Raw genomic sequence first — 13,649 nt, 5'->3', positions numbered from 1 at the left:
CATAGCACCAGATAGCACCAGTAAATAACCAAGCACCACTACCATCACAGCTTGCGCTCTTAAGGTTAAGCTTCCATCTTCTGGGCCGTGTAGAGCCGGTAATAGAGGCCCCGGTGTCCCATAAGCTCTTCATGTGATCCACTTTCCACAATGCCTTTGTTCGACACATACATGATACGGTCACAGTTTTTTACGGTAGAGAGCCGATGCGCGATAATGAACGAGGTTCGCCCCTTGAGCAATTCATTTAGGCCTTTCTGGAGTAAACGTTCGGTCTTTGCATCGATAGATGAAGTGGCTTCATCCAGAATGAGAATGCGCGGATCAGCCAGCAGAGTCCTTCCGAATGAAATGAGCTGCCGTTGGCCCTGGGAAAGCTTGGAACCGCGCTCGTTGACCTCCGTCAGGTAGCCCTGGTCAAATTCACGTATGAAATCGTCAGCGCAGACCGCTTTCGCGGCGGCGATTACTTCTTCCTCGGTGGCATCCAGTCGTCCGTAACGAATATTGTCCAGAATGGTACCGGAGAATATGAAACTGTCCTGCAGCATGATCCCCATTTGGCTCCGAAGGGATTTCAGTGTGATCTGTGAGATATCCTGTCCGTCAATAAGAATCCTGCCGCCGGTAAGGTTATAAAAACGCGAGATCAGATTGACGACTGTTGTTTTGCCTGCGCCTGTCGGTCCGACTAGGGCAATACTTTCTCCTGCTTTGACATCAAAGGAGATATTCTCCAATATATTCAACCCTGGATCATAGGCGAAGGTCACGTTATCGAAAGTGACTTTGCCTTGAACGGGCAGAAGTTCCTCCGCATCCGGAATATCGCTGACAGTAACCGGCTCATCCAGCGTTTCGAAGATACGTTCAAGATAGGCAACGGCGTTAATAAAGTTGTTGTACAGGTTAGAGAGATTCAAAATCGGCTGCCAAAAGCGGAAGGCGTAACTGCTCATCGCCAGAATGACACCCAGTGTCGCGTCCTTGGGGTCCAGTGTCAATAAGCCCACAAGTAAGATCAATGCCGTAACGATGGTAGATAAGTTATCGACCGTAAAAGGGATAAGCATATTGTAATTTAGAGCCCGTAACCACTCCTTGCGGAAATTACCGGCAAGACGGGTAAAGGTTCCCTCATTGTGCTCTTCACGGGAGAAGATTTGCGTCACGCCAATGCCGCTAATGCTTTCCTGCAAATAGGCATTCAGATTGGAGCTCTTGTTGGACACCGCCTGCCATGCCCGACGTTGTCGTGTCTTGATGAGCAGCATGATGCCTAAGAAAATCGGCAGTCCTGCAAGGATGACGAATGAAAGCCGTACATCCAAGGCGAACATGAAAACGGCGATAAAGATTAAATTTACGATTTCCAGAATGAAGTTGATAATGCCGTTAGATAACACATCCGAAACCGAATTGACGTAATTCACGACCCGTATCAGAATCTTGCCCTGCGGGCGGTCGTCATAATATTTAAAGGGCAGTTCCTGTAAATGCTTGAACAAATCCGTGCGAATGTCAAAAATAATGTCCTGCCCGACGCTTGTCATAATGCGTGAACGGATGGTAGCAAGAATAACGCTGACCACGATGGTCAGAAGCATCAGCAATGACCAGCCGAGTAGGGGAAGTTTAGCCTTCGCGGGAATGGTCACGTCGATCACATGCTGCATGATAAGCGGTGCGGATAGCGCAATGGCTGCCGAAAGAGCACTGAGCACAAATGCAACAATCATGGGTGTTTTCTTCCGTCTAATGTAAACCATCGCACGCCGGAAGTGTCTGATATCAAAAGGGGACTCTAGGTTCTCGTCGACGTCGAATTTATTTCTAGCCATTCGCGATCACCTGCCTTTCAATGCCCTCGTTCTGCAGCATAAACACCTCGTAGTAATAGCCTCGCTTTGCCAACAGTTCGGCATGGGTACCTTCTTCAATCAACCGACCGCCATCCAAGATGAGAATACGGTCGGCCTCCGCTGTGGTGGATACCCGCTGCGCGATAATGAGCTTCGTACAGGGATAATCCAGCTCGCGCAGACTCCGCTGTATATGCTCCTCAGTCTCAAGATCGACGGCAGAGGTCGTGTCATCCAGAATTAGGATAGGACGGCGGACCGCCAAGGCACGAGCTAATGCAATGCGCTGCTTTTGTCCTCCTGACAGGCCGACTCCGCGTTCTCCGACAACCGTATCATAACCCTCGGGCATCCGGGAGATGAAATCGTGTGCGGCCGCGAGCTCGGCATATTCCATGGCCTCTTCCTCCGGAAGATCGGGGTCGCCATAGGCGATGTTACCATCGATGGTATCGGAGAACAAAAGCACGTCTTGGGTCGCCATTCCGATGTTGCCACGGAGTTCATCTAGCTCCAGTTCACGAACATCAACGCCGTCTACTAGCACACGTCCACCGGATATATCATAGAAACGGGGGATCAGATTAATGAGTGTCGTTTTGCCTGATCCTGTAGGCCCCATAATTGCAATAGTTTCCCCAGGTTCAACCGTAAAGCTGACATCGTCTAACACCGTTGCGCTGTCATATTTAAAACGGACATGATCAAACGTAATGCGCCCTTCATAACGGCGTTTGGTAATGACCTTATGCTCGTTAACAATACCGGGTTTGGCATAATAGATTTCGACAATTTTGGTCAGGCTGGCAAAAAAACGCTGGATGTCGTTGATAATAATGCCGATGTTGCGCATGGGGTTTGATACGGCCCAGATCAATGAAGAGAAGGCGGCGAACTCGCCAAAGGTGATCCGGTCATTCATAAGGAACAGCCCGCCGGCCAACAGCAGGATGACATTGAATCCCTGCGCGAAGGTTTCCAGATAAGGAAAGTAATCGAGCCATACGAGGGCAGCCTTCTTATTCGCAGTAGAATAGTTGACGTTCTTTTCTGTGAATTTCTCGATCTCGTACTCTTCGCGGGCGAAAGCTTTAACCACACGGTTTCCTGAAATATTCTCCTGAGTAGTCGTGTTGAGCTGTGACAGACGCTCACGTAGATCCACGTACATAGGGCGGACGTGTTTGGCAAATATGTAGGCTACGATAAAAATCAACGGTGACAAGGTAAGCATCCACAGCGTCAGTTCGGTATCAATGGTAAAAAAATAGATAACGGCAGCTGCGAAAATCGTTAAGGATTCGATGATCGTTTTGAAAATCCACGCCATGGAGTGCCGAACCATGTCCAGATCGCCTGTCATCTTGGTCATAAGATCGCCGGTACGGTTATGATCGTAATATTCCCTGTCCTGTCCCTGAATCTTGTTGTAGAGATAAATGCGGATACGGTACAGCATGTTTTGCGAGGAGCGCTCATACTGCATGGTAGTCACATAAGCCAGACCCGTGCGTAGCAGGGAAAAGCCGATCATACCGAGGCAGAGTGCGATCAAGAGCCCCCGTTCTTGTGTCAAATTCTGCGAGGCATTGTCACCGGCTATAAACGTATCGACAATGCGCTGACTGATGTACGGATTCACAATCGTAAGACTTGAGCCCACCACAGAGAGACAGAGAGCCAGTATATAACGCGTCCTGTTTCCCTTCAGATTCTGCCATAGCCATTTGAGTTCGAACATCTGATCACCTGTTTCTGTTCTGTTTGTTCTTCACTCTTCTATTAAAGAATGAATAAATCAACGTGATTATAACATTAACAAGCGGCCAGCATCGGTTACTGTATTATTTTCTTGTTACAATCGATTGAACTTTTGTTAGGTCGATTTTGTTAGTATGCGAAGGACCGTTAAACGCCGTACCATAGAGCTTTAGTTTTTGAAATCTGAAGTTCTACATGAAGGGTTGCGGACTGTAAAGCAGCTATTTTAACTATTCAGGCCCTTTTGATTCTTATGTGGACTGTAGAGCTCTTATTTACTCCATTTGGACTAAAATATGTGGAGTATTAGGGAAATAGCTGCATCTGAGTCCGTAAGCAAGGCTAATAACAGGTTTTTCTGCAAATAAGGGCTTCTCAGTCCGCTACATAGAATGACTCCGTTATACAAGTGGATTCCAACGTGACAACAATGTAACAATCCCCCTCCTGCTTATCACCTGAATCGAACGACGGTGCTTGATCCAAACCATACAATTAGTATGTTGGAACTGCCCGTTCAATCTGAATTGGGTTAATCCCAAATATAAGGAAAGCAAGGAGAGGATTGTAGTTGAACACAAATATGAAACAAACCCGTCGCACGTTCGGTTTGCTAACCGTACTGCTGACGCTGACTCTAGCCGTTGAAACAAGCGTGTACGCGCAGCTGCAGCCTGGAGTTGACTCGATTGCCTCAGTCAAACAGCAAGACTCATTAGGTAGCTCCGCCACGAGAGATTTTACAAGTGGACCGAGTGATGCCAAGGAAGTTGAGGCGTTTCTCGATGCTTTTTTTGCCCAAGATGCCATTAAGCAAAAAGCAGGGGCCGCTGTGGTCTCCGTAGTTCAGGACGGGAAAGTGCTCGTATCCAAAGGCTTCGGTATAACTGACCCAATGTCGAAGTCGCCAATAGACACAAAACGAGCTACCTTCCGTATCGGCTCCGTTTCCAAAGTATTCACGGCTGCTGCCATTATGCAGCTTGTCGATCAAGGGAAGATTTCACTTCAGGACAACATTGAGAAATACCTGGACGGTTACAAAGTCACCAATCCCTTCGATGCACCGGTAACGGTAGAGAATCTATTGACGCATACGACAGGTTTTGAAGTGCGGGAACCTACTGACGCCAGTTATTTGATGGATGCCTCCCAGAAGCTGATTTCGTTAAAGGAGAGTATCTTTGATGTATTCCCCCCGGTTGTTCGTGAGCCGGGAACGTCATATATGTACGATAATTTCGCTTCGAGGCTGCAAGGATACATTGTTCAGCAGGTAAGCGGAGAACCCTTCGGGAGTTATGTGCAAAAGCACCTGTTTGGGCCACTGGGTATGACTTCAAGCAGCTTTAGCATGACAAAGGATTTGGTTGGACGGCTCCAGCCTTCTTACGATCCGGCAGGCAACGCTATTCCAGTGTATGGTTTTTCTCCAAGTGAATGGCCAGAGGGCAGCATGGTATCCACTGCCTCCGATATGGCGCTATTTATGACAGCCTTCCTGAATGATGGCCGGGCGGCGGACTGCACTGTTATCCTGTCACCTAAATCGGTGAAGGCAATGTCGGCTTACCAGATGGTCATACATCCGGACTTGCCGGATACGACCTACGGATTTGAATCACCTGTTATTCCCTCCAAATCAAACGGGGAAATCGTGATCTCCAAAGCCGGTGACATACTTGGCTATAGTTCGTTGCTCTGGCTTCTGCCCGACCGCAAAACGGGTGTCTTTGTTTCTTACAATACGAATCAGGATTTACGAAACGACCTGTATACCGCATTTATGGATCATTATTATGCGAGTGGCAAATCACCGTATGAAACAAAAGGGTTTAAGGTACAGACCGAGGACATCCTCGCCAAGTTTGAAGGGTTATACTCTGACTTGCGGATTAAATTGCTGACTAAAGTCGAAGTGACAGGAGACGGAACCCTGATGGTAAGCGACCTTTTCAGCCGACACCAGTTGAAGCAGATCGACGACTTGCTGTTCGTTGATGATGAAGGAAATCCACTTGCATTCAAGATGGATGCCGACGGTCGTGTCGTCTATATGAAATACTCCAATTTATACAGCTATGCAACTAAATTACCGGAGAATCCGGCGGTTTTCCCAGATGTATCGGCCAATCATCCTTATGCCAGTTACATTCTCAGCCTGAAGTCGCTCGGCTACTTAACGGATGATCTGTCACAGCCGTTTCAACCGCTGCAAACAGTCACCCGAGGAGCATTCATTCATGCTTTTAACGCCATTTGGAGCATTCCCGAATCCTCAAACCCGTTCTCATTCTCGGACATTGAAAACTCTCTGTATCGAAGGGATATTCAAGCCGCTGTCGAGGCCGGAATGCTGAATGGAACAGGAAACGGTTTGTTCGATCCGGACCGTCCAATACTTCGCGAAGAAGCAGCCGCCATCGTTTTCCGCTTACTGACTGAAACGGGAATCAGAATACCTGAACCCGCGGCTAAGCTCGCGCCTGGAACGTCGAAATGGGCTATCGAAGCCGTCAGTAATGCAGTGACCTGGAAGCTGCATGGACCGGAGGTGACCGAATCGAACGGTAAGTTCGACTACGGTTCTCAGAGGGCGTTGAACAAGCAGGAGTTGGCGGCTTTACTTTTCACGATGCTGCTACCTGAATAAGATCATTAGGGAGGGGGCGATTTATATGCCTTCCTTTTTGTATGGAACCCCACAATGTTATGATGGAGGAGCTATTGCGGAAAGGGATTGGTTTTAATGGATTTTAATATTTTTATTATCGAAGATGATGATGCCATTTTTCGTTCATTGAAGGAAAGATTGGAGCACTGGTCATTTCACGTCACGGGACCGGAACGATTTGATGATGTGATGAACACCTATATTAAAGTACAGCCTCAATTGGTCATCATTGATATCCAGCTCCCGATGTATGACGGTTTCCACTGGTGCCGGGAGATTCGCGCGGTTTCGAAAGTGCCGATTCTATTTCTGTCCTCGCGTGATCATCCTCTGGATATGGTAATGGCGATGAATATGGGGGCGGACGATTATATTCAAAAGCCTTTTCATATGGACGTGCTGTTGGCGCAAATACAGGCGATTCTCCGCCGCACTTATGCTTACAGTGAGGAAGCGGATGATCTCATCGAATGGAATGGTACTATAATTGATATGAAGCGCGGTCTGATCCGTAAGGATGGACAGGATGTGCTTTTGACCAAGAACGAATTTTTTATTCTTGTTGTGCTAGTCAAGGAGAGGGATAAAGTGATATCACGCCAGGATCTGATCCGCAAGCTGTGGGATGATGAACAATTCGTCAACGACAATACGCTGACAGCGAATATAACCCGGCTGCGTCAAAAGCTGGCCATTATTCATCTGGAAGAAGCCATTGTAACAAAGAAGGGGCTTGGTTATATGGCGGCTACTTTATGAGGGGGAACGACTTGTTGCTCCGATATCTGTATGACAGGAAAAGCTGGATTGTTTTCTTTCTGCTTTCATTATTGTTTGTGGATTTACTGATTTGGATCGACAATGGTGTTGCCATCCGAGGTGACTCGATGCTTTATTTAAATATGCTGCTAATTCTGGCTATGGTAGCTTTCCTAGGATGGCGTTTTCGCAAAGAAATGAAGTATGCGCGAGCACTGGCGCAACTGGCTAAAGAGATCAACGAAGATTGGGTTGAAACATTGCCGTCAGCTTATTTTTATCAGGAGGAAGCCACAAATCAGCTCTTGCAGGCAGCGAACCACTGGTACGGGCATAAACTTTCGGACAGTAATGCTGCCAGGTCTTTGGAGCAGGATTATGTTGCTGCCTGGGTGCATGAAGTAAAGGCGCCGCTGACCGCAATGAAATTGGCAATTGATGCTAACAGAAGCAATCAATTAATACGCAATATTGAATCGGAATGGCTGCGAATCCATTTACTCATTGATCAGCAGTTATACATTTCACGGTTACCCTCGCTTGAGGCTGATTATGTGCTGGAACAGACAGGGATTCAGCGGCTTGCTGCCCTGGAAGTACGAGAGTTGGCCTCCTGGTGTGTGGAAAAGAATATAGCTGTCGAGTTTGAAGGGGAAGAGACTTTAGTGAGGACGGACCGCAAATGGTGCCGTTTTATTATCAGGCAATTAATGACGAATGCGGTCAAATATAGCCCGGAGGGCGGAACGATCCTTTTGTCGACAACAGTCACACCTGATGGGCATGTCAGGTTGACGATAAGAGATGAAGGGCCGGGCATCGCATCGCATGACTTACCGCGTATTTTCGATAAAGGATTTACCGGGGGGAACGGAAGATTGCACAATGCGGCAACCGGACTGGGGCTCTATTTAGCTAAAACGGTTGCAGCCAAAATCGGGATTTCGTTAACGGTACAGTCGGAGTTGGTGGCAGGAACCGCCATGCAGATGACTTTTACGGTTAGCAATGCATTCGAATCTGTCCGGACATGAATATGATAACAATGTCACTTAGAACCTCCTGTTTGTCATCTGATACGGGCGACGGGCACGGCCTGTTTCTCTAAAATGAAAGTTATAATCAGAGTTGGAGGCTATGAAGATGAATCAAAATACTATGCAAAAAACCGTGCTGCATGCGCAGCAAGTCCGTAAATCATTTGGTGTTAGAGGTAATGTTCAGCAGGTGCTGAGGGGCATCGACCTTCGAGTAGTGGAAGGGGAATTTGTAGGTATAATGGGGCCGTCCGGGTCGGGGAAATCGACTTTGCTTAATGTCTTGGCGACCATTGATAAAGCGACGGAAGGGAAAATATTCGTTGGAGATATGGACATCTCGAACATGAAAAATGCCGAACTGTCTGACTTCCGGCGCAAGAAACTCGGCTTCATCTTTCAGGATTATAATTTGCTGGACACGTTGACGGTAAAAGAAAATATCCTTCTGCCCATCTCGCTCGGCAAGATGAAGAAAGCGGCGGCAGAGGCTGAGTTTCAGGCCATTGCTGCTGATCTTGGCATCGGTGAAATTGCCCATAAATACCCGCATGAGATTTCCGGAGGTCAGCGGCAACGAACATCTGCTGCACGTGCGTTGATCCATCGGCCCTCTATCGTATATGCGGATGAGCCCACAGGCGCACTGGATTCGAAGGCGGCCTCCGCTTTACTTGGAATGATAGAAGAGCTTAATCGGCAGCGCAACATTACGATTATGATGGTGACCCATGATCCGGTAGCTTCGAGCTATTGCAGCCGTGTCGTATTTTTGAAAGACGGAATGCTTTATTCTGAAGTGTATCGCGGGAGCAAGACGCGGCAAGCTTTCTTCAAAGATATATTGAATGTGCAGGCCGTACTTGGGGGTGATCACGTTGACTCTGTTTGAGTTGGTTATCCGCAGTATGCGAAAAAATACCAAACATTATTACCTGTATTATTTTGCACTTATTTTCAGTACAAGCCTTTATTTCATATTTGCTACATTGCAAAATGATTCATCGGTCATAACAGCGTCAATCGGGAATATTCAATTCTCTTCTATGTTTAACGCTGCCGGGATTTTGGTGCTCGTGATTGTGGTCGTATTTATGATTTACGCGAACAGCATCTTTCTTAATCGGCGCAGTAAGGAAATCGGGCTGTATCAACTGGTGGGTCTGACGCACAGCACGGTAGCGCGGTTGCTCATTACCGAGAATGCCCTGCTTGGCATGGGGGCGCTCCTGATCGGAGTCGGCGGCGGCGCGCTCGTGTCGCGGCTTTTTGTGCTTATTCTGATGAAACTAATCGGTATAGAAAACCCAGTGACGCTCTCGTTCTCCGGTACAGCCGCCTTGCAGACCATCATCGTATTTTCTGTAATCATAGGCCTTACATTGGTACAAATGCTGTTCAAAGTTTACCATACGACCCTGCTCGACCTGTTCACAGCAAACAGGCAAGGTGATCATCCGAAGCAGCCGAAGACAGTTCTGTCCGCTTTAATGGGGTTGGTCGGTATAGTACTGATCGCGTTTGGCTATATACTGTCCGCCCACACGCTCGGCCCCAATCTGTTCCTACAGCTGGCAACCATTCTCGGTTCAACCATTCTCGGAACCTATCTGCTGTTTCGTGTGACAATCGGTTGGCTGTTTTTCCGGATTCGGAAGGGCAAGGGTGGACAGCTGGGGCTGAAAAATAGTTTGTCGCTGGCCCCGATCATGCATCGCATGAAAGGCAATGCGAACTCGCTCACACTGATTACCATTCTGTCTGCGATGACACTGACGATGGTGGCTATCTCTTATTCACTATACTATTCGGCTGAGAGTGAGTCCCGGGGAATGCTGCCCTACGATTTCATCTTCGAAAATAATGAGCAGGATGCGAAATCATTCCGTGCTGAGCTGGATAAGGCCGGATTTACGTTTGTAAATAGGCCGGTTGAGGCCATCCGGCTGCAAGGGGCGATCGGCCAGAATGAGGAGGGGAGCAACCTTCTGTTACTCGGGGCAGAGCAATTGCAGGCGAATGGAAGAGATATTGTCGTGCCGGGTCAGGGAGAAGCTGTATGGTACACTGGCCTTAGAAAGGCCTTAAGCAAAGAGCTGGACACGGTTGCTTTTCCACAAGCTGTTGATTTTGACGCAAATGGAGTTCAAGTGAAATTAAATATAACCCGTGAGGTAGATCGTTATGCCATGAATTACAGCATATACGGACGTCAGCTGATTGTGCCGACGGCAACGATAAGAGCTATTCGTGAGCAGATGCCTGCCTCCCCCGAATATGAAGCCATCCACATCGACACCTACAAAATTGCAGATAAGAATGAACGTGAAGCGGCATCCGGCATTTATGCGAAGGTTGTCAAGGGAAATAAGCTCAGTCCTGACTTTGATACATTTTATAAAGCATCGCTCCGAAAATTCGGGCTGATCATTTTCATAGCCGGTTTTCTCGGTCTTATCTTCTTGATTTCCACGGGCAGTATTCTGTACTTCAAGCAGATGACAGAGGCGGAGCAGGAGAGGAAAAGCTTTACGATTCTGCGGCAACTCGGATTCGGGGAGCGTGAGATTATGGGCGGCATTATTCGTAAGCAGATGTTTGTATTTGCGATTCCGCTGGGGATCGGGCTTATGCATTCCATGTTTGCTGTAAAAGCGGCTTCCAAGCTGGCCTTGTCTGACCTCACCTTTCCTACAGCAATTTCCATGTCTGTATACACGCTCATCTATTTTGTATTCGCTATTCTCACCCTTGTTTATTATCGCCGTATTGTGAGGGCTGCACTTTAAGGGTTTGGTTATTTGTACGGTTCCTGTTCAGACTATATAAGCCTTTGTGGGATAACCCAACTGTCCTACAGTTTGCATCCCGGGAGTCTATACTAGGTGATTTTCAGCGGTGTCGTATCGTACAAGAGCTCTAAATTTTGTATAACATAAAGTATGCGGACTGTAGTGCAGCTATTTTGGCCGATAAGCCCATTTTGACACATATACGGACTGTAGAGCTCTTATTGTACTTCAATTGAGCATAATTAGAGATATTTAGGGGGAATAGCTGAATCTGAGTCCGTTTGGTAGGCAAAAGACAATGCTCCTCTCCAAATAAGGGCTTTTCAGTCCACTTCATTGCGCCGGTGATCAACATCTCATATGACTGTCCAGCATCTAATTTATTAAGTGGAAGGAAAGTCATTAAAATATTCACTATGAACAAGGTAAATCCAAATACCATATTTTGAAATAGGTACAAATTTTAGGTGGAAATTAGAATTGAAACCGGTTTATAATATATTCATAAATATTGGATGCGCTTTCAATTGGTGCAGCTGAAATGAACTGGATGTAGTGGGCGTTTCCACGGCTAGCGGGGCAAAAATGCAGTAATGGACCAATTACACGGCCAATAATCAAAAATTTAAGAGTGGTTATTTACCAAAGTTAATTGAGGTCTAATAAGATATTAAAATCAAAATTTTCTTAATACCGCGCCTTGTTTATGGTAATGAAATTGTAACGGGGTGCAGTATTTATTGGAATAAAACCACTTCACTTAGGAGTGGTTTTTTGGTTTGTGATATTTTAATAGATAAATTCAGATCAGAGTATTTTAAGTGAATTATGAATTCGTTTTATACTAAATAAACCCATAATTATTGTATAATTGATATAATATCCTGTAATATAGCAATTGTAACAAAATGTTCAAAAATAGGTCTGAATTATGCTTTTGGGTACTAAGTCCCTTTGATTTGATACTGAAAAGGCCTATTTATATGGGATTTCACTGATCCAATCTTTCTTGCAAGTATTTTCAATACTAATGCATTAGTAAGCGACAAGATATTACATAAGCCACCAAGCTTATTAATACATAAAGTAATTTTAAATTGTGAATTGGAGTGACGGTTTATGAAAGTGAATTCAGCATATGTAGGTGCATACATGGATGCTATAACGTTTGAAGCTCTGTGGAAAAGGCTTTCTAAAGAAAAACAAGAACGATTAAAGAAATTCAAAAGACAACAGGATATTGTTCGATCTTTAGTTGCTGATCTACTTGCTAGAACGATGTGTGCTGAAGCTTTGTCCTGCAGTATGGAGGACGTTGAATTTGAATACAATGAGTTTGGTAAACCGTTAGTTTCTGGAGATACACCCTGTTACTTTAATGTTTCTCATTCAGGTGATTGGGTAGTTTGCGCAGTTGATAGTGATGCGATAGGTATTGATATAGAACAAAAAAGTGATATAGACCTAGAAATAGCCAGAAGATTCTTTACTAGTCAGGAATATAGGTACATTTTTGGGGGAGATCCTATAACCCGTAAGGATAGATTTTATGAGATTTGGACTTTTAAAGAGAGTTATATTAAGGCAGTTGGAAAAGGACTAAGCATCCCGCTTCAGTCATTCGAGGTCCAGATAGAGAAGCAAGAGTACGGAGAATCATTACTCGCTAGGATAGACAGGAACTCTAGTAGTGATAATGTATGGTTTTTGAAACAGTTCAATATGAATGCCGACTACAAGGTGGCTATTTGTGCAAAAGAACGACTATTTACCCAAACCATCCATAACATAGACATAAATCGACTTTCTTTATAAAAAACAATTCGGTGAGCGCTAAATTACACGAATGCTGTCACTAATTCTGAATAGCTCTATTTTCATGTAAATAACCGGGAAAAATCAATAAATTTCATAGATTGACAAATATGGCCACCGATAATACAATCTACTCGTTAGTAAATTAATGTAAATTAAACAAAAGAATTCTTTATAAGGAAATATATAAATTTTAAAACACCCCGAAGTGAACAGCATAAACTCTAACCCGAATCTTTTTATTATCTGCATAAAACTCCACATAGAAACTCACATAAAATACTCACACAAATACTCTACATAGAAGTTAGTCGATGTATATTAATGAATCATCGCTTTTTTTCGAGAAGTAAAAGGGTTGAAAGGTAATGCCTACTGCGAAAGGGGAGGGTTTATCAAAAGGTGGGGTGTTGAAGAAATGCAATAGTAATAAAATTCACTTATAAACTTAGGAGGAATTTATGTGTGGTTTTTAGCGCTGTGGTTGTTAGGTATTATTTCAGGTCTAGTACATTTGTATACCCTAGGGTTTCCTAACAATGTAAGTGACATAAGTACGATCCTGCTGCTTCATCAGTTTGTGGTCACTTTCGGATTGGTAGGCGTAATTGGTTACGTAGTTAATATTGCGAGGGCTGATGAAACAGCGAAGATGTTAGGTTGGCCGGGTGGACCGTTTCAGGTTAAATATGGTTTCTCTCAAGTGGGTTTAGGTGTAATGGGGATTTTGGCCATTTGGTTCCAAGGTACCTTTTGGGTCGGTGTTCTCGTAACCATGTACATCTATGGACTAAGTGGTCTATGGTCTCATACTCATGTGATGATTAAGAATAAAAAGCTCGATGCTGATAGTATAAGCAATCTTATCATGGACGTTGTTTACCAGACATTTATCACAGTGTTGTCGATATTAGCAGGGGGAATCTGGGTTCTGGGATAAAAACTCGAG

At 45.3% G+C, this 13,649-nt stretch carries 9 protein-coding genes; 7 read left to right on the top strand and 2 right to left on the bottom strand.

What is annotated here, in order from left to right:
• Nucleotides 1-65: 65 nt before the first annotated feature.
• Together J2T20_RS00295 and J2T20_RS00290 are read right to left on the bottom strand one after the other, a co-directional pair.
• Nucleotides 66-1,841 (bottom strand): ABC transporter ATP-binding protein, encoded by a 1,776-nt coding sequence (locus J2T20_RS00295; protein WP_307584474.1) that lies wholly within the window; start codon nt 1,839-1,841, stop codon nt 66-68.
• Nucleotides 1,834-3,603, bottom strand: coding sequence for an ABC transporter ATP-binding protein (locus J2T20_RS00290; protein WP_307584472.1), 1,770 nt, complete (start codon nt 3,601-3,603; stop codon nt 1,834-1,836). Before J2T20_RS00290 ends, J2T20_RS00295 begins: the two co-directional genes overlap by 8 nt.
• Before the next feature lie 591 nt (nt 3,604-4,194).
• On the opposite strand from J2T20_RS00290, the gene J2T20_RS00285 reads away from it, so the two are divergent.
• The 7 genes from J2T20_RS00285 to J2T20_RS00255 all read left to right on the top strand — a co-directional run bounded on the left by J2T20_RS00285 (nt 4,195) and on the right by J2T20_RS00255 (nt 13,640).
• Nucleotides 4,195-6,276 carry a serine hydrolase gene (locus J2T20_RS00285; protein WP_307584471.1) on the top strand — a complete coding sequence of 694 codons (2,082 nt, stop codon included), beginning with the start codon at nt 4,195-4,197 and terminating at the stop codon, nt 6,274-6,276.
• A gap of 96 nt (nt 6,277-6,372) precedes the next feature.
• Nucleotides 6,373-7,056: a response regulator transcription factor gene (locus J2T20_RS00280; protein WP_307584470.1), complete on the top strand. Its 684-nt coding sequence runs from the start codon at nt 6,373-6,375 to the stop codon at nt 7,054-7,056.
• Between the two features lie 14 nt (nt 7,057-7,070).
• Nucleotides 7,071-8,090, top strand: coding sequence for a sensor histidine kinase (locus tag J2T20_RS00275; protein WP_307584468.1), 1,020 nt, complete (start codon nt 7,071-7,073; stop codon nt 8,088-8,090).
• 109 nt (nt 8,091-8,199) lie between these two features.
• The gene (locus J2T20_RS00270; RefSeq protein ID WP_373457734.1) at nt 8,200-8,985 is read left to right on the top strand and encodes an ABC transporter ATP-binding protein; all 786 of its coding nucleotides are present in this window, start codon (nt 8,200-8,202) and stop codon (nt 8,983-8,985) included.
• A complete protein-coding gene (locus J2T20_RS00265) occupies nt 8,963-10,882 on the top strand; it encodes an FtsX-like permease family protein (RefSeq protein ID WP_307585074.1) in 1,920 nt (639 codons plus the stop codon). The genes J2T20_RS00270 and J2T20_RS00265 overlap by 23 nt, the downstream gene beginning before the upstream one ends.
• A gap of 1,122 nt (nt 10,883-12,004) precedes the next feature.
• A complete protein-coding gene (locus J2T20_RS00260; protein WP_307584464.1) occupies nt 12,005-12,700 on the top strand; it encodes a 4'-phosphopantetheinyl transferase family protein in 696 nt (231 codons plus the stop codon).
• A 463-nt stretch (nt 12,701-13,163) separates the two neighbouring features.
• The gene (locus J2T20_RS00255; RefSeq protein ID WP_307584463.1) at nt 13,164-13,640 is read left to right on the top strand and encodes a DUF6790 family protein; all 477 of its coding nucleotides are present in this window, start codon (nt 13,164-13,166) and stop codon (nt 13,638-13,640) included.
• Nucleotides 13,641-13,649 lie beyond the last annotated feature (9 nt).

It is taken from the genome of Paenibacillus wynnii (genome assembly GCF_030812855.1).
GTDB classification, from domain to species: Bacteria; Bacillota; Bacilli; order Paenibacillales; family Paenibacillaceae; genus Paenibacillus_AQ; species Paenibacillus_AQ wynnii_A.
This window is presented reverse-complemented; position numbering and strand designations above follow the sequence as displayed.

What these genes read in the sequence shown, in the direction of transcription:
- J2T20_RS00295 (WP_307584474.1), bottom strand. Translation starts at nt 1,841, where the DNA reads ATGGCTAGAAATAAATTCGACGTCGACGAGAACCTAGAGTCCCCTTTT.
- J2T20_RS00290 (WP_307584472.1), bottom strand. Translation starts at nt 3,603, where the DNA reads ATGTTCGAACTCAAATGGCTATGGCAGAATCTGAAGGGAAACAGGACG.
- J2T20_RS00280 (WP_307584470.1), top strand. Translation starts at nt 6,373, where the DNA reads ATGGATTTTAATATTTTTATTATCGAAGATGATGATGCCATTTTTCGT.
- J2T20_RS00270 (WP_373457734.1), top strand. Translation starts at nt 8,200, where the DNA reads ATGAATCAAAATACTATGCAAAAAACCGTGCTGCATGCGCAGCAAGTC.
- J2T20_RS00260 (WP_307584464.1), top strand. Translation starts at nt 12,005, where the DNA reads ATGAAAGTGAATTCAGCATATGTAGGTGCATACATGGATGCTATAACG.